Origin of the sequence: Spiribacter aquaticus, from assembly GCF_007625215.1 — a bacterium.
Taxonomy (GTDB): Bacteria; Pseudomonadota; Gammaproteobacteria; order Nitrococcales; family Nitrococcaceae; genus Spiribacter; species Spiribacter roseus.
In genome coordinates this window covers 139,091-161,594 of sequence record NZ_VMKP01000001.1, presented here as the reverse complement: position 1 = coordinate 161,594, position 22,504 = coordinate 139,091, and the positions used below count along the sequence as shown (strand labels likewise).

At 67.6% G+C, this 22,504-nt stretch carries 26 protein-coding genes and 1 other RNA gene; 16 read left to right on the top strand and 11 right to left on the bottom strand.

All coding sequences use genetic code 11. The annotated features are described in order from the left end of the window. The first annotated feature begins 32 nt into the window (after nucleotides 1–32). Nucleotides 33–1,784: a PHA/PHB synthase family protein gene (locus FPL11_RS00800; protein ID WP_144346844.1), complete on the top strand. Its 1,752-nt coding sequence runs from the start codon at nucleotides 33–35 to the stop codon at nucleotides 1,782–1,784. Between the two features lie 260 nt (nucleotides 1,785–2,044). Here the strand turns inward: FPL11_RS00800 and cysQ are convergent, their stop codons facing one another. Then, a complete protein-coding gene (gene cysQ / locus FPL11_RS00795; RefSeq protein ID WP_144346843.1) occupies nucleotides 2,045–2,893 on the bottom strand; it encodes a 3'(2'),5'-bisphosphate nucleotidase CysQ in 849 nt (282 codons plus the stop codon). 169 nt (nucleotides 2,894–3,062) lie between these two features. Here cysQ and trxA point away from each other — a divergent pair, with 169 nt between their 5' ends. After that, nucleotides 3,063–3,389 carry a thioredoxin TrxA gene (trxA, locus tag FPL11_RS00790; RefSeq protein WP_069133756.1) on the top strand — a complete coding sequence of 109 codons (327 nt, stop codon included), beginning with the start codon at nucleotides 3,063–3,065 and terminating at the stop codon, nucleotides 3,387–3,389. Between the two features lie 74 nt (nucleotides 3,390–3,463). Beyond that, nucleotides 3,464–4,720: a transcription termination factor Rho gene (gene rho, locus FPL11_RS00785; RefSeq protein WP_069133754.1), complete on the top strand. Its 1,257-nt coding sequence runs from the start codon at nucleotides 3,464–3,466 to the stop codon at nucleotides 4,718–4,720. A 6-nt stretch (nucleotides 4,721–4,726) separates the two neighbouring features. Here the strand turns inward: rho and FPL11_RS00780 are convergent, their stop codons facing one another. The 3 genes from FPL11_RS00780 to lgt are packed head-to-tail and all read right to left on the bottom strand — an operon-like array spanning nucleotide 4,727 to nucleotide 6,853. After that, nucleotides 4,727–5,224 carry a dihydrofolate reductase gene (locus tag FPL11_RS00780; RefSeq protein ID WP_069133752.1) on the bottom strand — a complete coding sequence of 166 codons (498 nt, stop codon included), beginning with the start codon at nucleotides 5,222–5,224 and terminating at the stop codon, nucleotides 4,727–4,729. Between the two features lie 12 nt (nucleotides 5,225–5,236). Further along, nucleotides 5,237–6,031, bottom strand: a complete 795-nt coding sequence (locus tag FPL11_RS00775) for a thymidylate synthase (RefSeq protein WP_144346842.1) — start codon at nucleotides 6,029–6,031, stop codon at nucleotides 5,237–5,239. A 24-nt stretch (nucleotides 6,032–6,055) separates the two neighbouring features. Continuing rightward, on the bottom strand, nucleotides 6,056–6,853 hold the full coding sequence (gene lgt, locus FPL11_RS00770; protein WP_144346841.1) for a prolipoprotein diacylglyceryl transferase: 798 nt from the start codon (nucleotides 6,851–6,853) through the stop codon (nucleotides 6,056–6,058). A 109-nt stretch (nucleotides 6,854–6,962) separates the two neighbouring features. On the opposite strand from lgt, the gene FPL11_RS00765 reads away from it, so the two are divergent. Next, a complete protein-coding gene (locus FPL11_RS00765) occupies nucleotides 6,963–7,643 on the top strand; it encodes a TIGR04211 family SH3 domain-containing protein (RefSeq protein WP_144346840.1) in 681 nt (226 codons plus the stop codon). Between the two features lie 12 nt (nucleotides 7,644–7,655). Beyond that, entirely contained in the window at nucleotides 7,656–8,975 is a 1,320-nt protein-coding gene (argA, locus tag FPL11_RS00760; protein WP_144346839.1) for an amino-acid N-acetyltransferase, read from the top strand. Here the strand turns inward: argA and FPL11_RS00755 are convergent. From FPL11_RS00755 to FPL11_RS00730, 6 genes are all read right to left on the bottom strand, one after another. Continuing rightward, a complete protein-coding gene (locus tag FPL11_RS00755) occupies nucleotides 8,972–9,913 on the bottom strand; it encodes a glucosaminidase domain-containing protein (RefSeq protein ID WP_144346838.1) in 942 nt (313 codons plus the stop codon). The genes argA and FPL11_RS00755 overlap by 4 nt on opposite strands. Further along, complete coding sequence (locus FPL11_RS00750) at nucleotides 9,894–10,376, bottom strand: EVE domain-containing protein (protein WP_069133740.1); 483 nt, start codon at nucleotides 10,374–10,376, stop codon at nucleotides 9,894–9,896. The genes FPL11_RS00755 and FPL11_RS00750 overlap by 20 nt, the downstream gene beginning before the upstream one ends. 41 nt (nucleotides 10,377–10,417) lie before the next feature. Beyond that, nucleotides 10,418–11,008 carry a 5-formyltetrahydrofolate cyclo-ligase gene (locus FPL11_RS00745; RefSeq protein ID WP_144346837.1) on the bottom strand — a complete coding sequence of 197 codons (591 nt, stop codon included), beginning with the start codon at nucleotides 11,006–11,008 and terminating at the stop codon, nucleotides 10,418–10,420. After that, nucleotides 10,995–11,182, bottom strand: a non-coding RNA gene (gene ssrS / locus FPL11_RS00740) — 6S RNA. The genes FPL11_RS00745 and ssrS overlap by 14 nt, the downstream gene beginning before the upstream one ends. 33 nt (nucleotides 11,183–11,215) lie before the next feature. Further along, nucleotides 11,216–11,530 carry a cell division protein ZapA gene (locus FPL11_RS00735; protein WP_069133735.1) on the bottom strand — a complete coding sequence of 105 codons (315 nt, stop codon included), beginning with the start codon at nucleotides 11,528–11,530 and terminating at the stop codon, nucleotides 11,216–11,218. Beyond that, nucleotides 11,527–11,745, bottom strand: coding sequence for a TIGR02449 family protein (locus tag FPL11_RS00730; RefSeq protein WP_235013493.1), 219 nt, complete (start codon nucleotides 11,743–11,745; stop codon nucleotides 11,527–11,529). The genes FPL11_RS00735 and FPL11_RS00730 overlap by 4 nt, the downstream gene beginning before the upstream one ends. A 56-nt stretch (nucleotides 11,746–11,801) precedes the next feature. Here FPL11_RS00730 and FPL11_RS00725 point away from each other — a divergent pair, with 56 nt between their 5' ends. Genes FPL11_RS00725 through FPL11_RS00705 form a run of 5 tightly spaced genes read left to right on the top strand, consistent with a single transcriptional unit; the run spans nucleotide 11,802 to nucleotide 17,100 of the window. After that, on the top strand, nucleotides 11,802–12,389 hold the full coding sequence (locus FPL11_RS00725; protein ID WP_235013492.1) for a UPF0149 family protein: 588 nt from the start codon (nucleotides 11,802–11,804) through the stop codon (nucleotides 12,387–12,389). A gap of 17 nt (nucleotides 12,390–12,406) precedes the next feature. Beyond that, entirely contained in the window at nucleotides 12,407–13,711 is a 1,305-nt protein-coding gene (locus FPL11_RS00720) for an aminopeptidase P N-terminal domain-containing protein (protein ID WP_144346834.1), read from the top strand. Beyond that, complete coding sequence (gene ubiH, locus FPL11_RS00715; protein ID WP_144346833.1) at nucleotides 13,698–14,933, top strand: 2-octaprenyl-6-methoxyphenyl hydroxylase; 1,236 nt, start codon at nucleotides 13,698–13,700, stop codon at nucleotides 14,931–14,933. Before FPL11_RS00720 ends, ubiH begins: the two co-directional genes overlap by 14 nt. 12 nt (nucleotides 14,934–14,945) lie before the next feature. Beyond that, nucleotides 14,946–15,338 (top strand): glycine cleavage system protein GcvH, encoded by a 393-nt coding sequence (gene gcvH / locus FPL11_RS00710; RefSeq protein ID WP_144346832.1) that lies wholly within the window; start codon nucleotides 14,946–14,948, stop codon nucleotides 15,336–15,338. 10 nt (nucleotides 15,339–15,348) lie between these two features. After that, nucleotides 15,349–17,100, top strand: coding sequence for a phospho-sugar mutase (locus FPL11_RS00705; protein WP_144346831.1), 1,752 nt, complete (start codon nucleotides 15,349–15,351; stop codon nucleotides 17,098–17,100). On the opposite strand, the gene FPL11_RS00700 is transcribed toward FPL11_RS00705, so the two are convergent. Further along, entirely contained in the window at nucleotides 17,091–18,113 is a 1,023-nt protein-coding gene (locus FPL11_RS00700; RefSeq protein ID WP_144346830.1) for an NAD-dependent epimerase, read from the bottom strand. The two genes, FPL11_RS00705 and FPL11_RS00700, sit on opposite strands and share 10 nt — an antisense overlap. A gap of 138 nt (nucleotides 18,114–18,251) precedes the next feature. Here FPL11_RS00700 and rfaH point away from each other — a divergent pair, with 138 nt between their 5' ends. The 6 genes from rfaH to FPL11_RS00675 all read left to right on the top strand — a co-directional run bounded on the left by rfaH (nucleotide 18,252) and on the right by FPL11_RS00675 (nucleotide 22,499). Beyond that, nucleotides 18,252–18,749: a transcription/translation regulatory transformer protein RfaH gene (gene rfaH, locus FPL11_RS00695; RefSeq protein ID WP_144346829.1), complete on the top strand. Its 498-nt coding sequence runs from the start codon at nucleotides 18,252–18,254 to the stop codon at nucleotides 18,747–18,749. A 246-nt stretch (nucleotides 18,750–18,995) separates the two neighbouring features. After that, on the top strand, nucleotides 18,996–19,349 hold the full coding sequence (locus FPL11_RS00690) for a MarR family EPS-associated transcriptional regulator (RefSeq protein ID WP_235013491.1): 354 nt from the start codon (nucleotides 18,996–18,998) through the stop codon (nucleotides 19,347–19,349). Nucleotides 19,350–19,353: 4 nt separating this feature from the next. Further along, nucleotides 19,354–20,646: a nucleotide sugar dehydrogenase gene (locus tag FPL11_RS00685; RefSeq protein WP_144346828.1), complete on the top strand. Its 1,293-nt coding sequence runs from the start codon at nucleotides 19,354–19,356 to the stop codon at nucleotides 20,644–20,646. 140 nt (nucleotides 20,647–20,786) lie between these two features. Beyond that, a complete protein-coding gene (locus FPL11_RS10050; protein WP_159308521.1) occupies nucleotides 20,787–20,936 on the top strand; it encodes a hypothetical protein in 150 nt (49 codons plus the stop codon). Between the two features lie 73 nt (nucleotides 20,937–21,009). After that, a complete protein-coding gene (locus FPL11_RS00680) occupies nucleotides 21,010–21,930 on the top strand; it encodes an NAD-dependent epimerase/dehydratase family protein (protein ID WP_144346827.1) in 921 nt (306 codons plus the stop codon). Beyond that, nucleotides 21,927–22,499: a sugar transferase gene (locus FPL11_RS00675; RefSeq protein WP_144346826.1), complete on the top strand. Its 573-nt coding sequence runs from the start codon at nucleotides 21,927–21,929 to the stop codon at nucleotides 22,497–22,499. The genes FPL11_RS00680 and FPL11_RS00675 overlap by 4 nt, the downstream gene beginning before the upstream one ends. Nucleotides 22,500–22,504 lie beyond the last annotated feature (5 nt).

The window sequence follows — 22,504 nt, the reverse complement described above, 5'->3', positions numbered from 1 at the left end:
CAATGGTGTAGAGCCGCACGAAGGGAAGCGATATGACACGACTGGACCACGCGTTCTCCGAGCAGGTCACCGACCCCGTGGCCTGGGATCGACTGCTGCACGCCATGATCGGGCGCATGACCGGCGGGATTTCGCCGACCGCCCTGCAGCTGGCGTTTTTTGACTGGGCCGGGCATCTCGCGCTCAATCCCGGCCGCCAGGGCGCGCTTCAGGAAAAGGCCCTGCGCAAGGCGCTGCGGCTTGCCGCCTATTCCGGTCACTGCCTTGCCGATGATGAGCAGACCCGCTGTATCGAGCCACTGCCCGACGACCAGCGATTCGAGGCCCCGGCCTGGGGGAACTGGCCGTTTTCGTTCATCCACCAGGCATTCCTGCTCCAGCAGCAGTGGTGGCATGTGGCGACCACCGGGGTGCCGGGCGTGAATCCGCATCACGAGGAGGTGGTCAACTTCACCGTCCGGCAGATGCTGGATATGGTCTCGCCGTCGAATTTTCTGCCCACCAACCCGGAAGTCCTCGAGCGGACCGTCAACGAGCGCGGTGCGAACCTGCTCCGCGGCGGCTCGAACTGGCTTGAGGACGTGCAGCGCGAGCTCGCCGGGCGGCCGCAGGCAAGCGACGAGGATTATCAGGTCGGCCGCGATCTGGCCGTGACGCCGGGCAAGGTGGTCCATCGCAACGCGTTGATGGAGCTGATCCAGTACCAGCCCACCACCGACACGGTCCACCCCGAGCCGGTACTGATCGTGCCGGCCTGGATCATGAAGTACTACATCCTCGATCTACAGCCGGGCCGGTCACTGATCGAATACCTGGTCGGTCAGGGTCACACGGTGTTCGTGGTGTCGTGGAAAAACCCGGGGCCCGAGGACCGCGGCATGGGGATGGCCGACTACCGGCGTCTGGGCGTGAACGACCCGCTGGACGCGGTCAACCACATTGTTCCCGATCAGAAGGTGCACGGCGTGGGTTACTGCCTGGGCGGCACGCTGCTGACTCTGGCGGCGGCGGCCATGGCGCGTGACGGCGACGACCGGCTGGCCACACTGTCACTGCTGGCGACGCAGACCGACTTTACCGAGCCGGGTGAGCTGGATCTGTTCATCGACGAATCCCAGGTCTCGTTCCTCGAGGATGTGATGTGGGCCCGCGGCTACCTGGGCCGGGACCGCATGGCCGGCGCCTTCCACCTGCTGCGCTCCCAGGACCTGGTGTGGTCGCGGATGATACGCCACTACCTGATGGGCGAGCGCGATTCGACGTTTGATCTGATGGCCTGGAACGCCGACGCCACGCGCCTGCCCTATCGCATGCACAGTGAATACCTGCGCAGTCTGTTCCTTCATAACGATCTGGTGGAGGGCCGTTACGACATCGACGGGCAGCCGGTCTCCGTCGCCGACATCGATATCCCGATCTTCTCGGTGGCCACCCAGAAGGACCACATCGCCCCGTGGCATTCGGTGTACAAGATCACCCGCCTGACGCGCACCGACGTGACTTTTCTGCTGACCCGGGGCGGGCACAACGCCGGCATTGTCAGCGAGCCGGGCCATCCGCGCCGGCACTATCAGATCAGGCACTTCAAGCCGCTGGAGCCCACCTATCCGGCGGAGCGCTTCGAGCGCGAGATGCCGCAGCAGGAAGGCTCGTGGTGGCCGGCCTGGCAGGACTGGCTGGCGCAGCGCTCGGGGCAGGCCGTGGCACCGCCGACCCTCGGCGCGCCGAGTCAGGGCTACGCCCCGGATGTCGAGGCCCCGGGTGAGTATGTGTTGATGCCGTAACACCGCTGGGGCGGTGCGGTGGCGCTCCCCTTGCCCTGAATCGGGCTCGCGCGGGACGCGGGGCGATTTACGCAGTGGATCCCACACACCACGGCGTCCCGAGGTCGCCCGATCCAGGGCAACGGGATCGCCAATGCGGGGCGCGCCACCGGATCCGGGGATTGCCGATTCCGTCCCCTTTCACCGTGCGATCTCGAGGCGCCCCGCATCGTGTGAGCGCGGGGAAAGGGGACGGAAGCGGCACCGCATCGGGACGCCGTTTAGCGCTCCTCCACCGGCAACCCGTCAAGCGCATCCGCCCAGGGCCACTGCGGGTCGCCGATGACCACGAAGTTGGGATTAAGCGTCGACGCCTTGGTGTTATACCGCAACGGCGTGCCATCGGGGCGGATGACCGCGCCGCCGGCGGCCTCGACGATGCACTGGGCGGCCGCGCTGTCCCACTCCGAGGTGGGGCCGAAGCGCGGATAGCAGTCCGCCTCGCCCTCGGCGACCAGGCAGAACTTGATGGAGCTGCCCATGGAGCGGGTCCGGTAGGCGGGCAGGCGCTGGAGCAGGGCCTCGACCTGCGGGTGGCGGTGCGAACGACTGACCACCAGGGTCAGGTCGGTGGGTGGGGTGCGCCGGGTCTGGATGGCGTGCTGACCGTCAGCGTCGTGGCGCCGCGCCCAGCCTAGGGCGGTTTCGCCGTCGCGGGCCGGGCGGTGGACGGCCTCCCACGTGCATTCAAGCACTGGCGCGTGGACCACACCGAAGATGGGGCGGCCGGCTTCGATGAGGGCGATGTTGACGGTGAACTCGCCGTTGCGCTTGACGAACTCGCGGGTACCGTCCAGCGGGTCCACCAGCCAGTAGGTGGTCCAGCCCTGACGCTCGGCATAGTCGGGCAGGCCGCCTTCTTCGGAGACCACCGGAATGTCGGGGGTCAGCGCCTTCAGGCGTTCCGCGATCAGCTCGTGGGCGGCGTTGTCGGCGGTGGTCAGCGGCGAGTCGTCGGCCTTGGCCTGCACGTGGAAGCCGTTGGCGTAAATGCCAAGGATCGTGCGGCCCGCGGACTCGGCGATGGCGACGGCCTGTTCGGCCAGGCGGGGCAGTGTCTGAGTGTCCATAACGCCTCAATATACACGTCATTTGACACCGGCGAATCAGGGGACTAGCCTTCGACGTACAAGCCCTTTCGGGTGATGTCCCCTTAGCCATTTTCATTGATTTGACGGGCGATCCGTTCGACCGGCCCGATCTCGATCAGCGACCGATATCCCTTTGGAGGAATGCTCCGTGAGCGACAATATCGTCCACGTGTCCGACGCCAATTTTGAATCCGAAGTCGTCAATGCCGACCAGCCGGTCCTTGTGGACTACTGGGCGGAGTGGTGCGGCCCCTGCAAGATGATCGGCCCGATCCTCGAGGAGATTGCCGGTAGCTACGAGGGCAAGCTTCGAATCGCCAAGCTCAACATCGACGAGAATCCCGAGACCCCGCCCAAGTACGGGATCCGCGGTATTCCGACGCTGATGCTGTTCAAAAACGGCGGGGTCGAGGCCACCAAGGTGGGCGCCCTGTCGAAGGCGCAGCTCTCCGCGTTCATCGACAGCAACCTTTAACCTGCGGGACCCCCTCGGGGTGCGCCCCTCCCACCAAGGCAGCGGCCGTCCGTCGGGCGGCCCCTCAAGCAAAAATGAATCTCACCGAACTCAAGCATAAGCGCGCCGCCGAGCTTGTCGAGCTGGCGCAGTCCCTCGGCATCGAAAACATGGCCCGTTCGCGCAAGCAGGACGTCATCTTCTCCCTGCTCAAGGCGCACGCCAAAAAGGGCGAGGACATCTGGGGCGACGGCGTCCTCGAGATCCTCCAGGACGGCTTCGGCTTCCTGCGGACCGCCACCAGCTCCTACATGGCCGGGCCCGACGACATCTACGTCTCGCCCAGTCAGATCCGGCGCTTCAGCCTGCGCACCGGCGACACCATCTCGGGCAAGATCCGCCCGCCCAAGGATGGCGAGCGCTACTTCGCGCTGCTCAAGGTCGATCAGATCAACTTCGAGAAACCCGAATCGGCCAAGCACAAGGTCCTGTTCGAGAATCTCACGCCGCTGTTCCCCAAGGAGCGCATGACGCTGGAGCGCGGCAACGGGTCCACCGAGGATCTGACCGCCCGGGTGATCGATCTGAGCGCGCCCATCGGCAAGGGCCAGCGGGCGCTGATCGTCTCGCCGCCCAAGGCCGGCAAGACCATGCTGCTGCAGAACATCGCCCAGTCCATCACCTCCAACAACCCCGAAGCCTACGTCATCGTCCTGCTCATCGATGAGCGCCCCGAAGAGGTGACCGAGATGGAGCGCACGGTGCGGGGCGAGGTGGTGTCGTCGACCTTTGACGAACCGGCGAGTCGCCATGTGCAGGTGGCCGAGATGGTCATCGAAAAGGCCAAGCGCCTCGTTGAGCATAAGCGCGACGTGGTGATCATGCTCGACTCCATCACCCGGCTGGCGCGGGCCTACAACACCGTGGTGCCCAGCTCCGGCAAGGTGCTGACCGGTGGTGTCGACGCCAATGCCCTGCATCGCCCGAAGCGCTTTTTTGGTGCCGCGCGCAACATCGAGGAAGGCGGCAGCCTGAGCATCATCGCCACCTCGCTGATCGAGACCGGCTCGCGCATGGACGATGTGATCTATGAGGAGTTCAAGGGCACCGGCAACATGGAGGTGCACCTGGATCGGCGCATCGCCGAGAAGCGCATCTACCCGGCGATCAACATCAACCGCTCCGGCACCCGCCGCGAAGAGCTGCTGATGACCCCGGACGAGCTCCAGAAGGTCTGGATCCTGCGCAAGCTGCTGCATCCGATGGATGAGCTGGCGGCCATCGAGTTCCTGCTCGACAAGCTCAAGGACACCAAGACCAACAACGAGTTCTTCCAGGCCATGAAGCGCTAGAAAGCGCTAGTCAGCCGCGGGCTGGCGCTCCCAGACTTCAAAGTCCATCGCCCAGGCATGCTCGGCATCCGCCGGGTGATGGGTGAGTGCGGTCCGGGTCCATTCCGGGCCCTCGAACACCGGCAGCCAGGTATCACCCTCCAGCTCGGTGCGCACCCGAGTCAGCTCGATGCGATCGGCCCGCGGCAGGAACGCCGCATAGATGTCGGCCCCGCCGATCACCATCAGCTCGGGCACATCCCCGGCCGCCGCGATGGCGGCTTCCACCGAATGCACCGCCTCGACCCCGTCCGCCGACCAGTCCGGCTGGCGGGTCATGACGATGTTCTGACGGCGCGGCAGCGGCCGGCCGATGGAGGCGTAGTTGCGGCGGCCCATGACGATCGGCTTGCCCCGCGTCAGCGCCACGAAATGGCGCATGTCGTCGGGAAGCCGCCAGGGCAGGTCGTTGTTCCGGCCGATGACACGGTTTTCGGTCATGGCGACCACCAGGGTTATCTGCATGGCTGAACGCTCCTAGACGGCGATGGGCGCGGCGATGCGCGGGTGCGACTGATAGCCGGTGACGTAGATGTCCTCGAAGCGGAAGTCGAAGAGATCATCCACCGCCGGGTTGAGCTCGAGGGTGGGCAGCGGCAGCGGCTCGCGGGCGAGCTGCGTGTCGGCCTGCTCGAGATGATTCAGGTAGAGATGCGCGTCCCCCAGGGTATGGATGAACGACCCGGGCCGGAGCCCGGTGACCTGCGCCACCATGTGGGTGAGCAGCGCGTAGGAGGCGATGTTGAACGGCACGCCCAGGAACAGATCCGCGCTGCGCTGATAGAGCTGGCAGGAGAGCCGCCCCTCGGCCACATAGAACTGGAACAGCACATGGCAGGGCGGCAGTCCCATGCGATCCACCTCGGCCGGGTTCCAGGCGGTGACGATATGCCGGCGCGAGTCGGGGTTGTGCCGGATCTGCTCGACGACCCGGGCGATCTGGTCGATCTGCCCGCCATCGGGGGTCGGCCACGAGCGCCACTGCACGCCATAGATCGGGCCCAGATCGCCGTTGGTGTCGGCCCACTCATCCCAGATGTGGACGTCGTTGTCCTTGAGATAGCGGATGTTGCTCTCGCCCGCCAGAAACCACAGCAGCTCGTGGATGATGGCGCGCAGGTGCAGTTTTTTGGTGGTCACCATGGGAAAGCCGTCGGCCAGGTCAAAGCGCATCTGCCCGCCAAACACCGAGCGCGTGCCCACGCCGGTGCGGTCGGATTTTTCGACACCGTGGTCGCGGACGTGGCGGAGGAGGTCGAGATACTGCTGCATGGCGGTGACGGGCTCCGGGTTGGGCTAGGACGAAGGGGAGACGGCCGGGCGGCGCCAGGCCCAGGCCAGCAGTGCGAGGCCGGCGATGATCATGGGCACGGACAGGAGCTGGCCCATGGTCAGCCACCCGCCCCATAGATAACCGATGTGCGCATCGGGCAGGCGGATGAACTCCACCGCCAGCCGGGCAAGACCGTAGCCGGCCAGGAACAGCCCGGTGACCGCCCCCATGGGCCGCGGCCGGCGCGAGTAAATCCAGACCACCGCAAACAGCACCAGTCCCTCCAGGGCCAGCTCATAGAGTTGCGAGGGATGGCGGGGCTCGGGACCGAGCGGTGGGTAGACCATGCCCCAGGGCAGAGTGGTCGGCGCGCCCCAGAGTTCGCCGTTAATGAAATTGCCGAGCCGCCCGGCGGCGAGTCCCGGCGGGATCAGGGGCGCGACGAAATCCCCCAGCGCCAGCGGCGCGATGCGGTGGCGCCAGGCATAGACCGCCATCATCACGATGACCCCGATCAGCCCGCCGTGAAAGGCCATGCCGCCTTCCCACAGGCGCAGCAGCGACAGCGGATCGGTCAGCAGATCGCCGCCGCTGTAGAAAAGCGCATAGCCCATGCGCCCGCCAACGACCACGCCAATGGCGCCGAACAGCAGCAGATCATCCATCTGCGCCGGGGCGACGGGGCTGTCGGGGCGGGTCGCGCGACGCCGGCCCAGCCACCAGGCCAGACCAAAGCCGATGGCATACATCACCCCATACCAGTGGATGTCCAGCGGCCCCAGCGAGATGGCGATCGGATCGATGGCGGGATAACGGATCATGGGCGCATTGTGACCCAGCCGGCGGCAATGGCAAAGGCGCCGGGTGTCCCGCGGCCAAGGCGTCAGCTAGACTGCCGGTTTGATGATTGATTGAACCAGGGAGGCTTGGGTGCGGCATTCGAAACGGGCAATGGGCAGGGCGCTGGCGCTGGTTGGGCTGATCGCCGCGGCCATCGCCGGCAGCGGCATAGCCATGGCGCAGACCACGGCGTATGTCACCGACGCCCTCGAGATCACCCTGCGCAGCGGCCAGGGCAATGACTACCGCATCCTGCGCTTGCTCGAGTCCGGCGAACAGCTGGAGGTGCTGCAGCGCGGCGAGACCTGGACCCGGGTGCGCGCCGGCAACGACGAGGGCTGGGTGCGCAGCGTCTACCTGGATGCCGAGCCCGGCGCCGCCGCGCGGCTTGAGCAGGCGGTGAGCCAGCGCGACTCGCTGCGCGACGAAAACCGTGACCTGAGCGAGCAGGTCGCCGCCCTCGAGTCGCAGGTCGAGAATCTGAGCAGCGAGAACGAGCGGCTGCGCGAGGACAACCAGCGCATGACCGAGCGCCTGCAGGAGGCCGACGAGGGCCTGCAGCTGGCCGACGAGAACCAGGCGCTGCGCAAGGAAGTCCTCGATCTTGAGCGCCAGGTCAACGACCTGAGCCGCGAGGCCAACCGGGCCGCCGATCAGGAAAGCCGCGACTGGTTCATCGCCGGGGCGGGCGTGATCGTCTTTGGCATGCTGCTGGGCATCCTCGTCACCCGCATCCCCTGGCGGCGGCGCAGCAACTGGAGCGAGCTCTAGGGGGCGCCGATCATGACCGACCGCCTTGACGCCTGGGTGGACTGGTTCCGCCAGAGCTCACCGTTCATCCACGCCCACCGGGGCCGCACGTTCGTCATCAGCGTCGGCGGCGAAGCCCTCAGCGAGGGCACCGCGGCGGCGCTGGTCCATGATCTGGCGCTGCTCAACGGCCTGGGGATCCGCCTGGTGCTGGTGCCCGGCGCCCGCCCGCAGGTCGAGGAACGGCTCAACGCCCGCGGCGCGGCCATCCGCTACGCCAACGGCCTGCGGGTGACCGACGCCGAAGCGCTGGATGCGGTGGTGGACGCCGTGGGCAGCGTGCGTCTGGCCATCGAGGCGCTGTTCTCAATGGGCCTCGCCAACTCGCCCATGGCGGGACTGCGACTGCAGGTGGCGAGTGGCAACTTCGTCACCGCCCGGCCGCTGGGTGTGCGTGCGGGGGTCGATCATCTGCACACCGGCGAGGTGCGGCGCATTGATACCGCCGCGGTGCGCCAGCGCCTGGATGACGGCGCGGTGGTGCTGATGAGCCCGCTGGGCGTCTCCCCCACCGGCGAGCAGTTCAACCTGTATGCCGAGGACGTGGCGGTGGCGGCGGCCCGGGGGCTGCAGGCCGACAAGCTGCTGTTCCTGCACGAGGGCGAGGGGCTGATGAATGCCGACGGCACGCCACTGGGGGAACTGACCCTGGACGAGGCCCGCGAGCGCTTCGAGGCCGCCCCGGCCGATGCCGGGCCGCTTCACGCCCAGGTCAACCGGGCCATCGCCGCGTGTCGGGGTGGGGTGCCGCGGGTGCATCTGCTGCCCCGCCAGCGTGACGGCGCCCTGCTGGGGGAGCTGTTCTCACGCGATGGCGTGGGCACACTGATCATGCCCCAGGCCTTTGAGCGCCTGCGCGCCGCCGGCATCGACGACATCAGCGGGATCCTGGCGCTGATCGCGCCGCTGGAGGCGGATGGCACCCTGGTGCGGCGCACCCGCGAGCGGCTGGAGACCGAGATCGACGATTTCACCGTGATGGATCGCGAGGGCACGGTGGTGGCCTGCGCGGCACTGCACCGCATTGACGGGACGAGCGCCGCCGAGATCGCCTGCCTGGTGGTGCATCCGGACTATCGCGATGGCCACCGCGGCCGTCAGCTGCTCGCCCGCCTTGAGCGGGATGCCCTGGCGGCGGGCTGCGACCGGCTGTTCGTGCTGACCACCCGCACCGCGCACTGGTTTCGGGAACAGGGCTTTGCGCCGACGGCGACCGAGTCGCTGCCGGCCGAGCGGCGCGCGTTCTACAACCTGGGCCGGGGCTCCAAGGTGCTGGTCAAGGCCCTCGTCTAGCGCTGCGCCACCCGCTCGGCCAGGGGCGTGAGGCGCACATTGGCCACCCGTTGGCTGAGCTGGTTGGTGGTGATCATGGCGCGCACTTCCCTGACGTAATCCCAGCCACGCTGCGAGTACTTCTCGAGCCCGCCGGTCATCTCCGTCGGCGTCATCGCGCGGCCCGCCGCCTGCGCCCGGGCGCGCAGCGAGCGGAACCGGGCGTAGGCGGCGTGGGTGTTGAGGTTATTCAGGTAGCTGCGCACCGAGGCGCGCAGGTTGGTGAACCGCCGTACGAAGTGATCCGTGTCAGCGGCGGCGTCGCGCGGTGTCATGCCCTGGCTGGCATCCCATGTCCACTCGCCGAACAGGTTGTTGCCCTGGCGGGCGAAGCGCGACGTGCCCCAGCCGCTTTCCTTGGCCGCCTGCGCCAGGGCCAGGGCCGGCGGCACGGTGTTGACCCGGGCCTTCAGCGCGGCCTGGGTGGCGGGGGCCAGCGGATCCCCCTTGACCCCGTACTCGTCGGCGAGCCGGCTCAGGATCTCGCGCCGGCGCTCGTCCGGCAGGCCTGACGGCGCGGCCCGGGCCAGATCCTCGCGCTGCGCCTCGATGCGGGCGTTTTCCGCCAGCACCAGCGGCAGCAGGGTGCGGAAGAACAGCGACTTTTTGGTGTCGGTGACGGTCTCGGCCAGATCCGGGGGGAAGGCCTGGACGCTGACCGGTGGCACCTGCTGGGCCGGCCAGCCATAGCCATAGCCGGCGAAGGCGCGCTCAAGCGCCACCGCGGTGCGGGTCTCGATGGGCTGCAGCGGCGGCACCTCGCCATCGCTGTTGGCCACATCCGGCCAGCTCAGCCATGCCAGCGCGACGCCGAACAGTGCGGCGGTCAGCGGCAGGGCATCGATCAGGGCGCGCCCCCGACTGACGAAGGTGGGGGCGTTATCGGTTGCTGGGGTCATCCTGCTTTTCCATTTCAAGGATATGCTGCCACTGCGCCTCGGTGACCGGCATCACGGACAGGCGGTTGCCGCGCTGGACGAGCCGCATGTCGGCGAGTGCCGGGTCGGCCTTGAGCTCGGCCAGCGAAATCAGCCGGTCGAGGTGGCGCACATAGCGCACATCCACCATCAGCCAGCGCGGGTTGTCGGGGTCACTCTTGGGGTCGTAGTACTTTTCGTCGGGGTCAAAGGCGGTGTGGTCGGGATACGCCTCGCTGACCACCTCCATCACGCCGACGATGCCCGGCACCTTGGTGTTGGAGTGATAGAAAAACGCGAGATCGCCGGGCTGGAACTGATCGCGGAACAGGTTGCGGACCTGATAGTTGCGGATGCCGTCCCAGTGTTCGACCCCGTCCGGTTCGGCGGCGAGGTGATCGATGCCATAGACATCCGGTTCCGATTTCATGAGCCAGTAAGCCATTGCTGCGTCCATCCGCAATGTTCAACGTTTATTTCCCCATGCTACCAGACATGCACCGTGCGATCCGTGACGACCCGATCGAGGCGCTGGTCCCACCGATCATGGGGGATGGCCGGATGCTGCTGGCAGGCATAGGCCAGGCCCACCCGCAGCGGGCGCCGGCACCGGCCGCGCCCCGCCAGTGTGCGGTCGTAAAAGCCCCCGCCCATACCCAGCCGATGGCCGGCGGCATCAAAGCCCACCAGCGGCATCACCAGCAGGTCGAGTCCGGCCAGCCGGCGTTGCGGGGCCCGGGCGCGGGGCGGGATCGGCAGGCCGAAGCGGCCGCGTTGCAGGGGGTCGCCGGGCCGATGGCGGCGGAAGGCCAGATCCCCGGGGGATGAGCGGATCACCGGCAGATAGACGTGCTTGCCGGCCCGGGTGGCGGCCGCGATCAGGGGGCGGGTGTCGATTTCGCCGTCCGCGGGCCAGTAGATCCCGATGTGCCGGGCGCGCTGCCACCCGTCGAGGGCGGTCAGCCGCCGGGTGGCCAGTGCGGCGGCCCGGCGGGCGGCCCGGCCGCGCAGGCGACGGCGTCGGGCCCGCAACCGGCGGCGCAGGTCCGACTTGGTGTCAGGGTGGGTCCCCATCATGCCGTTCGGGCAACGCCCTTGAACCCTTCGGTTCAGGTCGGGGAGGTCGAATGACGTCTTAGGCTTTCCGCCCGTAGCGGACCTGCACACCAACGGCATTACGCCACCTCCCCTGAGGCGCATGATTGTAGGGTCAAGAATGCAAAAGCCCGGTGTCGAACATCACAGGAACCCAACACCCAGTCTGCCTACCGGGTCGAGCCGCGTCTAGCGCCGGCGCAGTTCGGCGGGGATGTCGACATCGGCCAGATAGTCACTGATGCGGGCATCCAGCGCCTGCAGCCGCTCGGCCGTTGCGGTGTCGTGGTGGACCTGGCTCTGCGCCTCGAGCAGCTCATGCATGAGGTTGAGCGCGGCCATGATAGCGATGCGGTCGGTGCCCACCACCCGGCCGCTGTCGCGGATATCGCGCATGCGGGCATCCAGCTGCCGGGCCGATTCATGCAGGTCGGCCTGCTGCTCGGGCGGGGCGGCGACCATGAAGTCGCGATCGAGAATGCTGACCTTGACCGGCTCGCTCATCCGTCCTGCTCCAGGGTCTTGAGGCGGCTGATCATGGCCTCGATGCGGGCGCGGGCGGTCTCGTTTTTCTCGAGCAGGGCGGCGCGCTCGGCATTGAGGGACTCCTGGGCGCGCAGCAGCACGCGGTTCTCGTCGCGCAGCTGCTCGCAGAGCTGAATCAGGCGCTCCACGCGGTGCTCGAGTTGTGCTGCCTGTTCGCTAACGGAATCAACCACTTGTCCCATCCTTTTAGACTGCCGCTGAGTCTAGCAGCAATGCTAGACTGATGCCCATGAATGAATCCGAACGCTATACCGATGTGGTCGCGGCGCTGGCGGGCGTCGAGGCCGAGGTTTCCGCCGCCGAGGCGCAGGGCATGCTCTGCGGTCTTTTCTGCAGCACCGAAACGCCCGAGCCGGCGCAGTGGATCGCTCAGGTGCTTGATGGCCTGTCGCCCAAGGGCGAGCCGGCCCGCGAGGTGCTCGAGGCGCTGAGCGCCCTCTATCAGGACACCCGCGACCGGCTGGAGAACGACAGCCTCGAGTTTGAGCCGCTGCTGCCCGATGACGACGCGCCCCTCAGCGACCGCGCCACGGCCCTCGGCCACTGGTGCGAGGGGTTTCTGTTTGGCATCGGCGTGGCGGGCAGTCACGACCCGGTCAAGCTGCCGCGCGAGGCCAACGAGGTGATCAACGACCTCACCGAGATCGCCCGCATCGACCCCGAGGCCGAGCTGGACGAGGACAACGAGATCGCCTACACCGAGCTGGTGGAGTACCTGCGCGCGGCCACCCTGCTGGTGCGCGAGCACACCGCATTGCCCTCCTCGGCCCAGCCGGCGGTCGGCGGGGATCGCGCCGACCCCGATGTGCTGCATTGAGCGGAGCCGCCCACGCCATGGATGCCACTGAATACGCCCGCCGCCGCGCCGCCCTGATGAGCCGCATGGGCGATGACGCCATCGCCGTGATCGCCGGGGCCGGCGAGTGCCCCCGCAACCGCGACGTGGACTATCCATTCCGCCAGTCGAGCGACTTCCGCTATCTGACCGGCTTCATCGAGCCCGATGCCGTGGCGGTGCTGGCCCCGGGGCGGGCCGAGGGGGCGTTCATCCTGTTCTCGCGCGAACGCGACCCGCTGCGCGAGACCTGGGAGGGGCGCACCATCGGCCAGGCCGCCGCGCAGTCGGACTACGGCGCCGATGCCGCTTACCCCATCGATGAACTCGACGCGATGATGCCCGGGCTGCTGGCCGACCGGCGCTCGCTGGTCGGTGACCTGGGGGCCGATGAGACGTTCGATCAGCGGCTGATCGCCTGGCTGGGTCAGGCCCGCGCGCAGGTGGGTGAGCGCGCCCCGCAGGCGGTGGAGACGCTGGCCCCGCTGCTGCATGCCGAGCGCCTGATCAAGTCCCCGGCCGAGGTTGAGCAGCTGCGCGCCGCCGCCCGGATTTCGGCGGACGCCCACACCCGGCTCATGGCCACGGTAGAGCCCGGGATGATGGAGTATCAGGTCGAGGCGGAACTGCTCTACGACTTTCGCCGTCACAACGGCGAGCCGGCGTACCCGATCATCGCCGGTGGTGGCGCCAACGCCTGCGTGCTGCACTACATCGCCAACCAGGACGCGCTGCGTGACGGCGACCTGCTGCTGGTGGATGCCGGGGTGGAGCTCGCGGGCTATGCCGCCGACATCACCCGCACGCTACCGGTCAACGGCCGCTTCAGCGCCGAGCAGCGCGCCGTCTACGAGGTGGTGCTTGCCGCCCAGCAGGCGGCCCTCGAGCGGGTGGGCCCGGGCGAGTCATTCAATGCCGCCCACCAGGCCGCCACCCGGGTCCTGGTCGAGGGCATGGTGGACCTGGGTCTTCTGACCGGCGATGTTGACGCGCTGATCGACTCGGGAGACTACCGGCGCTATTTCATGCACCGCACTGGCCACTGGCTGGGCATGGACGTGCATGATGTCGGGCCCTATAAAGTGGACGGCGACTGGCGCACCCTGCAGCCGGGCATGGTGGTCACGGTTGAGCCGGGGCTCTACATCCCGCCGGGCAGTCCGGTGGACACCCGCTGGCAGGGCATTGGTGTGAGAATCGAGGACGACTGTGTGGTCACCGACAGTGGCCACGACAACCTGACCGCGGCGGTGCCGAAGACCGTCGAGGCGATTGAGGCGGCCATGGCCCATGACAACGGATGACACCTTTGATGTGCTGATCGCCGGTGGCGGCCTGGTGGGCGCCAGCCTGGCAGTGGCCCTGCGTGACAGCGGCCGGTCGGTGGCGGTGATCGAGCCGGTACCGGCCAAAGCCGACGGACAGCCGAGCTTTGACGAGCGCCACACCGCGCTGGCGCCCACGTCACGGCGGTTCTTCACCCACCTGGGGTTGTGGCCCGCCATCGAGGCCGGTGCCGAGCCCATCCGCCGCATCCACGTCTCCGACCGTGGCCATGGCGGCTTCACCCGCCTGACCGCCGAGGCCGAGGGGCTGCCGGCGCTGGGGCATGTCGCCCCTAACCGGGTGCTGGGACAGGCGCTGCGCCCGGCGATGGCCGCCGCCGCCACGGTTCACTGCCCCGCCCGTATCATCGACACGTACCCCCAGTACGCCGGCGGCGGCAGTGACCAGCCCGCCCGCCTGGTGGGCCGTCGGGTGCGCATTGCCGATGACCGGGGTGAACACACCCTGACGACACGGCTGCTGGTGGTGGCGGATGGCATGCGCTCGACGACCCGCGCGGCGCTGGGGATCGACACCCGCGAGCGCGATTATGGCCAGAGTGCGATCATCGCCAATGTGCGGGCCGAACGGGCCCACAACGGCATGGCCTATGAGCGATTCACGCCCGAAGGGCCGCTGGCGGTGCTGCCGGCCGCCGACGGGGCGGTTTCGATTGTCTGGCCGCTGCCCACCGAGACCGCCGAGTGGATGGCTCACGAGGCCAGTGACGCGACCTTCCTTGCGCGCCTGCAGGCGGCCTTCGGCTGGCGTCTGGGCCGGCTGGAGGCGGTGGGCAGCCGGGCGCTCTACCCGCTGACCGCGGTCACCGCCACCGACTTCGCCGCCGACCGCGCGGTGGTGCTCGGCAATGCCGCGCACGCCCTGCACCCGGTGGGTGGCCAGGGCCTGAACCTGGCGCTGCGCGATGTCGCGGCCCTGGTCGAGGCCCTGCGCGAGGCCCCCGACCCCGGCGATGCCGATGTGCTGAGCGCCTATGCCCGCTCCCGCGAGGGCGATTACCGGCGCACCTATGCCTTCACCGACGGGCTGGTGCGGCTTTTCAGCAATGACTGGCCGCCACTGGCGGCGATCCGCAATATCGGCCTGACCGCGCTGGACCTGTTCCCCCCGGCCCGGCGGCTGCTACTCAAACAGGGGACCGGAGCGGCCGGCGATGTCCCGCCGCTGTGTCAGGACTAAGAGGCGATCATCATGAGCGAGATTCCTGCCGACCTGCGGTATGCCAGCAGCCACGAATGGGTGCGCGATGATGGCGACGGCATGGTCACCGTCGGCATCACCGATCACGCCCAGGCCGAACTCGGGGACCTGGTGTTCATCCAGCTGCCCGGCGAGGAAGGCGCCGTCGAGGCCGGTGCGGCCTGCGCCGTGGTGGAGTCGGTGAAGGCCGCCTCGGACATCTACGCTCCGCTGGATGGCGAGATCGTCGCCACCCACGACGAATTGGCCGACGACCCCGAGCAGGTCAACACCGACCCCTATGGCGAGGGGTGGCTGTTCCGCCTGCGCGTGGTGGACCAGGCCGCGCTGGATGAACTGCTGGACGCCGACGGCTATGCTGAGCTGATCGACGAGGCGGGATAACCGAAACACCATGACCACGGACGGCCCCAACCCCCCTTCCCTGCTCGACCGGGCCCGGGCCTGGCGCGATGCCGACCCCGACCCGCAGACCCGGGCCGAGCTGGACGCCCGCATCCAGCGCGGTGACGTGCGCGATTGCTTTGACCCGCCGCTTGGCTTTGGCACCGCGGGGCTGCGCGGCCTGGCCGGCCCCGGCCCGGCGCATATGAACCACCGCCTGATCCAGCGGGTGACCGCGGTGCTGGCGGACCTGCTGCGCGCCGAAGTGCCCGACGCCGCCGAGCGCGGCGTGGTGATTGGTTATGACGCCCGCCACGGCTCGGCCGCGCTGGCGGAAACCGCGGCGCAGACCATTGCCGGGGCGGGGCTTGGGGTGCATGTGTTTGACACTTATGCGCCGACACCGCTGGTGGCGTTCGCCGCGCTTGAGCTGCAGACCGCCGCCGGGCTGGTGCTGACCGCCAGCCATAACCCGCCGGAGTATCTGGGCTACAAGGTCTATGGCGCGCGGGGGGTGCAGATTGTCCCGCCCACCGACGAGCGCATCGCCCAGGCTTTGGGCGCCCTGCCCGCGGGGGTGGAGATCCCGCAGATCGCCGCCGCCGAAGCCGAGGCCAGCGAGGTCTGCCCCTACTGGCGGGTGCACGGCGATGCCTTGCGCGCGGCCTACCGGCAGGCCATCGCCCGGCCCGTGGCCGACCCGACTCCGCCGCTGCGGGTGGCCTACAGCGCCATGCATGGGGTGGCTGGTGATCTGGTCCGCGGCGTGCTCGCCGACCAGGGCGGGATTGAGCTGGTGGAGGTCGAGGCCCAGGCCGCGCCGGATGGCGACTTCCCCACTGTGCGCTTTCCCAACCCGGAAGAGCCCGGGGCGCTGGATCAGCTGACCGCCCGCGCTGCGGCGGTCGATGCGGAGGTGGCGCTTGCCACCGACCCCGATGGCGACCGGCTGGCCGTAGCCCTGCCCGACGGGCACGGCGACTGGCAGGTGCTGATGGGGGATCAGACCGGCGCGTTGATGGGGGATTACCTGATGCGCCAGGCCGACGTGGCCCGCGGCTTTGTCATGAACACCGTGGTCAGTTCGCGCCTGCTGGGGCGTCTGGCCGCCCACCATGGCGTGGGTTACGAGCAGACGCTGACCGGGTTCAAGTGGCTGTGGAAGCGGGCGCTGGAACGTGAGCAGGACGGCGATCACCTGCTGTTTGCCTACGAGGATGCCATCGGCTTCTGCCCCACCCGGCGGGTGCGCGACAAGGACGGCATCGCCACGGCGGCGGTGGTCACCGAGATGGCCCGCGCCGCGAAGGCCGCGGGGACCACGCTGTATGCCCAGCTGCAGGCGCTCTACCGCCGCCATGGGCTGTCAGTGAACCGCCAGGTCAGCCTGAAGCTGAGCGGCGATGATGCCCGCGAGCGCATGAACGGCCACCTGCAGGCCCTGCGCCGCGAGCCACCGGCCGCGGTGGCCGGCCTGGCGGTGGAGCGCGTGCACGACTATGTGGCCGCCCAGCGTCATGCCCCGGACGGCCGCGATGCCGAGCCCATTCCGCTGCCGGCATCGGATCTGATTCAGCTGGATCTGGCCGGCGGGTGCCACGTCAGCATCCGGCCGAGCGGCACCGAGCCCAAGCTCAAGATCTATCTGGAGTATCTGGGCGCGCCGGGCAGCGACGATCTGGCCGCCGAGCAGGCGCAGGCGGTGGAGCGGTTGGAAGAAATTGCCACCGATCTGGAAAGTATGCTGACTGATCAGACCTGATAGTAGCCCCGGTACCAGTCCACAAAGCGGCGTACCCCGGTCTCCACCGGGGTTGAGGGCTGATAGCCGACGGCGTCCTTGAGGTCGTCGGCACTCGCCCAGGTGTCGGGCACGTCGCCGGGCTGGAGGGGGCGCATCTGCATCTCGGCGCGTCGGCCGAGGCACTCCTCGAGGACGCGGATGTAGTCGAGCAGCTGCACCGGCTGGTTATTGCCGATATTGAACAGCCGCCAGGGCGCGGCGCTGGTGGCCGGGTCGGGGGCGTTGCTGTCCCAGTCCGGATTGCCGGTGGCCGGCTGGTCGCAGGCGCGGATCACGCCCTCGGCAATATCCTCGACAAAGGTGAAGTCGCGCTGGTGGTGGCCGTGGTTGAACACCTCGATGGGCTCGCCGGCGAGGATCTTGCGGGTGAACAGGAACAGCGCCATGTCCGGTCGGCCCCAGGGGCCATAGACGGTAAAGAACCGCAGCCCGGTGCAGGGCAGGCCAAAGAGGTGCGCGTAGCTGTGGCTCATCAGCTCGTTGGCGCGCTTGGTCGCGCCGTAAATGGCCAGCGGATGGTCGGCCGGCTCATGCTCGGTGAACGGCATGTGGGTGTTGGCGCCATAGACTGAACTGGTGGAGGCATAGACCAGGTGCCCGACGCCGGTGTGCCGACAGCCCTCGAGCACGTTGACGAACCCGGTGACGTTGCTGTCGACATAGGCCTGGGGGTTGTCCAGCGAGTAGCGCACCCCCGCCTGGGCGGCCAGGTTGATGACCCGATCGAAGCCCTCGCGCTCGAACAGCGCCCGCATGGCCGGCGCATCGGCCAGATCCAGCCGCTCAAACCGGAAACCGCCGGGCCCGTCGTCCTCATGGGCCATCAGACGCGCCAGGCGTGCCTTTTTAAGGCTGACATCGTAGTAATCGTTGAGGTTGTCGAGCCCCACCACGGTGTCGCCGCGGGCGAGTAGCTGTTCGCAGGTGTGATAGCCGATGAATCCCGCGGCGCCGGTGACAAGAATCTTCATGGCCGAAACGATACCCGGTGACGGTCGCAGTCGCCAGTGAGGGCTGGCGGGCCGAGGGTGGGGGTTGTTATACCGCCCGTCGGTGGGCATATTCGTGTCTCAACCTGTTCACGGATTGAACGCGGAGGGGGATCACGCGTGAAACGCTGGTATGCCATCTACTGTAAACCGCGCGAGGATGAGCGCGCCGAACTGCACCTCGACCATCAGGCGTTCGAGGTATTCCGGCCCAAGCACCGTGTTCGGCGCAAGCGCCGGGGGGCGATGACGACCCTCATTGAGTCGCTGTTCCCGCGCTATCTGTTCATCCACCTTGATGACGTCAGCCAGAACTGGGCGCCCATCCGCTCGACCCGGGGCGTCGCTGGCATGGTCCGCTGGGGCGATCACGTCCCGCCGGTCCCGGAACCCGTCATCGACTGTCTGCGCCGCAATGTCGATGAAGTGGGCTGTATCCCGACGCCCCAGGCCGACTATCAGAAAGGTGATCGGCTGGTGATCCAGGAAGGGGCGTTCGCGGGTCACCAGGGGCTGTTCTATGGCCGGCGTGGTGAGGATCGGGTCATGCTGCTGCTTGAGGTCATGAAACAGCCGCAGACCATGGTCTTCCCCGAGGCGTCGCTGGCGCGGGGTTAGCATCCCATCGGTAGGGGAGCTCCAGGGCCAGGCGTTTCCTGGATCAGACGCTCCCGGCGTAGAAGTGCAGCGCCGAGGTGGACTCCGCCTACGCGCGTTGCCTTCTAGCATTGGCGGGGTAGCCCTTTGATCCGAGCCTATGAATGCGTTCACACTCTGATTTGTCGCCTCAAAAAATCGATGAGCGCGACTTGGCGGTAGCGTGCCTGACTACCTCCTCTTTCTCAGAAAAGCAATTAAAAAACAGTGACTAACAAGACCACTTCGCTCGACGATGCGTTGCCCCTGCGGGCGCTTCAGGCGCTTGAGTCCGATCCCAACCTGAGCCAGCGCGCCCTGGCCCGCGAGCTGGGTGTAAGCCTGGGCAGGACGAACTATTGCCTGCACGCGCTGATGGACAAGGGTCTGGTCAAGCTCCAGAACTTCCAGCACAACCCGCGCAAGATGCGCTACGCCTATCTGCTCACGCCCGAAGGCATCGAGGAGAAAACCCGCATGACCTGGCGGTTCCTGCGCCGCAAGGAGGCGGAGTACGAGGCGCTGCAGGCTGAGATCGCGGAGTTGCGCCGGCGCGTGGCTGCAGATCCCGAGTGGAGTTAATCCCGTGAATCTACCAACGCATCCTCGCATCGCCGTGATCGGCCTTGGCTACGTCGGCCTGCCGCTGGCGGCGGCGTTCTCGCAGGCCTATCCCGTGGTGGGTTTTGATGTCGATGCACGCCGCATCGCCGAGCTGGAAGCGGGCCGGGACCGGACCGAAGAGCTGGATGCCGACGAGCTGGCGACCGCCGCTGGGAATGGCCTGCGCTACACCAGCGACCTTGAGGCGCTGCGCGGCTGCAATGTGTTCGTGGTCACTGTGCCCACGCCCATCGACGCCAGTCGCCGACCGGACCTCACTCCGCTGCTGAAGGCCAGTGAAACGGTGGGTCAGGTCATCCAGCCCGGCGCCGTGGTCATTTATGAGTCCACCGTCTACCCCGGTGCCACCGAGGAAGACTGCATCCCCGTGATTGAGCGGGTATCCGAGCTGACCTATGGCGAGGACTTCCATGCCGGCTACAGCCCCGAGCGCATCAACCCCGGCGACAAGGCCCATCGAGTGGCGGATATCGTCAAGGTGACCAGTGGCTCCTCGCCGGCCGTCGCTGACTTCGTCGACGGGCTGTATGCCCGGGTCATCACCGCCGGCACCCACAAGGCCCCGAGCATTGCCGTGGCCGAGGCCGCCAAGGTCATCGAAAACACCCAGCGGGACGTAAACATCGCGCTTGTGAATGAGCTGGCGATCCTGTTCAACCGCCTGGGGCTGGATACCCAGGCCGTGCTGGAGGCTGCCGGCACCAAGTGGAACTTCCTGCCCTTCCGTCCGGGCCTGGTGGGTGGCCACTGCATTGGCGTGGACCCTTACTACCTTACGCACAAGGCCCAGGCCGTGGGTCATCATCCGGAGATGATCCTGGCCGGCCGGCGGCTGAACGATGGGATGGGCGCCCATGTCGCCCACGAGGTGGTCAAGGGCCTGATCCAGCGCGGTGTCTGCATCCCCGAGGCGCGCATCCTCGTGCTGGGCCTGGCGTTCAAAGAAGACACTCCGGACCTGCGCAACACCCGCGTGATCGACATTATTCGGGAGCTGGAGGACTACGGGGCGAGCGTGGTCGTGCATGACCCGGTGGTGGATGCAGCGGATGCGAAGGCCGAGTTCGGGGTGACGCTGGTGGATGAAGAGGCACTGGCGCGCGACGACGGTTATGACGCGGCGATCCTGACGGTGGCGCACCGTGCGTTGGTTGAGCGGGGTGCCGCGGGGATCCGGGAGTGGCTGAAGCCTGGTGGGTACCTTTTTGATGTTAAGTACGCGTTGGCGGCGGGTGATGTGGACGGGCGGTTGTAGGGTGACGCAGGCACCGTGGGAGTGGAGCGAGTTCTGTATGTTAGCCGTACGATAGACCCGCCAGGGAGATAAACCCACGCCACATAAGAAGCACACCCACGGCATTAAGCGGGATATTCTCGACGAGCTGATCCGCGAGTGTGACGCTGGCGGCGCGGCGGACGGACTTCGAGTCACCAGCTGGCGAACTCAAAAAGGCGCTGGCCGAGCGCATGCTCAACGCCGAGATGCATGTTTATCTGGATGGCGATGATGAGGCCGACCCAACCACACGAGCCGGAGTATCCTAAGAGTCATGTCCCTCAGCATTGCCGTTTACAATCTGCAGACCCCCGCGACCGGGCGCGATGACCGCGACAGGCTATGACGGATGCGTCAACACCGATCCTCGTCACCGGGGCCAGCGGGTTCATCGGCCGCGCGCTTATGCCCGCCCTTGCCACGGCGGGTTATCCGCTCACCACGCGCCTGCCCCGACCGGCAGCCGACACGGACTGGACCGATTGGCTGGTGCCCGGCGGCGCGGTGGTCCACCTCGCCGCGAAGGCCCATGAGCAGGCGGCTGGGACGGGGCTTGATGGGCTTCGTCCAGCGAATGTCGCGGCTACCGTCAATCTGGCCCGTCAGTCCCAGGCCGCCGGGATCCGGCATTTTATCTTTTTGAGCTCCATCGGCGTGCTTGGCTCGGCGAGCAGAATACCGCTCACCGAGGCCGATCCACCCGCGCCGGCGAGCCCTTACGCGCAGAGCAAGCATGAGGCGGAGACCGCGTTGTACCAGGTCGCCACGGGCAGTGACATGCGCGTTACGATCATTAGGTCGCCCCTCGTTTACGGACCCGGTGCGCCGGGCAATATCGGCCGGCTCCTGCATTGGGCCTGTTCTGGGCGGCCATTGCCGCTGGCCGCGGCGACGACCAACCGTCGTCACCTGCTTGGCCGTGACAACCTCGTTGATTTCATCGAGCATGCCCTCATGCATCGCCAAGCCGCCGAGGGGGTCTTCCACGTTGCTGATGATCGAGCTGTCTCGACCCGCGAGCTACTGACGGTGCTCGCCGCAGGCGCGGGTCGTTCGCCGAGGCTCTTCAATGTCCCGCCGAGGCTGCTGTGGGCGAGCGCCCGGCTGATTCGACGTCGCGACCTCGCCGAGCGGTTGCTCGGATCACTGACTGTCGACACGGCACGAGCACGTGAGCGGCTCGGCTGGGTGCCGCCGCGCCCCGTCGAGGCGGGGCTGCGCGAGGCGGTCCTGCGGTCCAGCGCCCAAGGCGAGTCGAAATGATCCAGCGTGGGACCATCCGCGCGTTGGATCTGACGTTGTCAATGATCGGCGGTCTGGTCCTGTCACCGATTTTCCTCGCTGTGCTCCTGGTTGGCTTCGCAGAAACCGGGTCGCCGCTGTTCCGTCAGGTGCGGGTCGGTCGACATCAACGGCCCTTCACACTGGTGAAGTTCCGCACCATGCGCCTGGATACACCCTCGGTCGCTACCCATCTGGCCGATACCTCGGCCGTGACCCGACTGGGTGGTTTCCTGCGCCGCACCAAACTCGATGAACTGCCGCAGCTCTGGAACGTGATCAAGGGCGACATGAGCCTGGTCGGACCCCGCCCCTGTCTGCCCGAGCAGCGCGCCCTGATCGAGGCGCGCGCGGCGCAGGGCGTATTCATCCATCGCCCCGGGATCACCGGGCTTGCCCAGATCCATGGCATCGATATGACCGAACCTGAACGACTGGCCGAGTGGGACGCGCGCATGCTCCGCTCGTTCTCATTGCCGGCGTATTTCCGCTACATTGTGCGGACGGTGACCGGCGCGGGACGCGGGGACCGGATCCACTCAAGGGATTGATACGC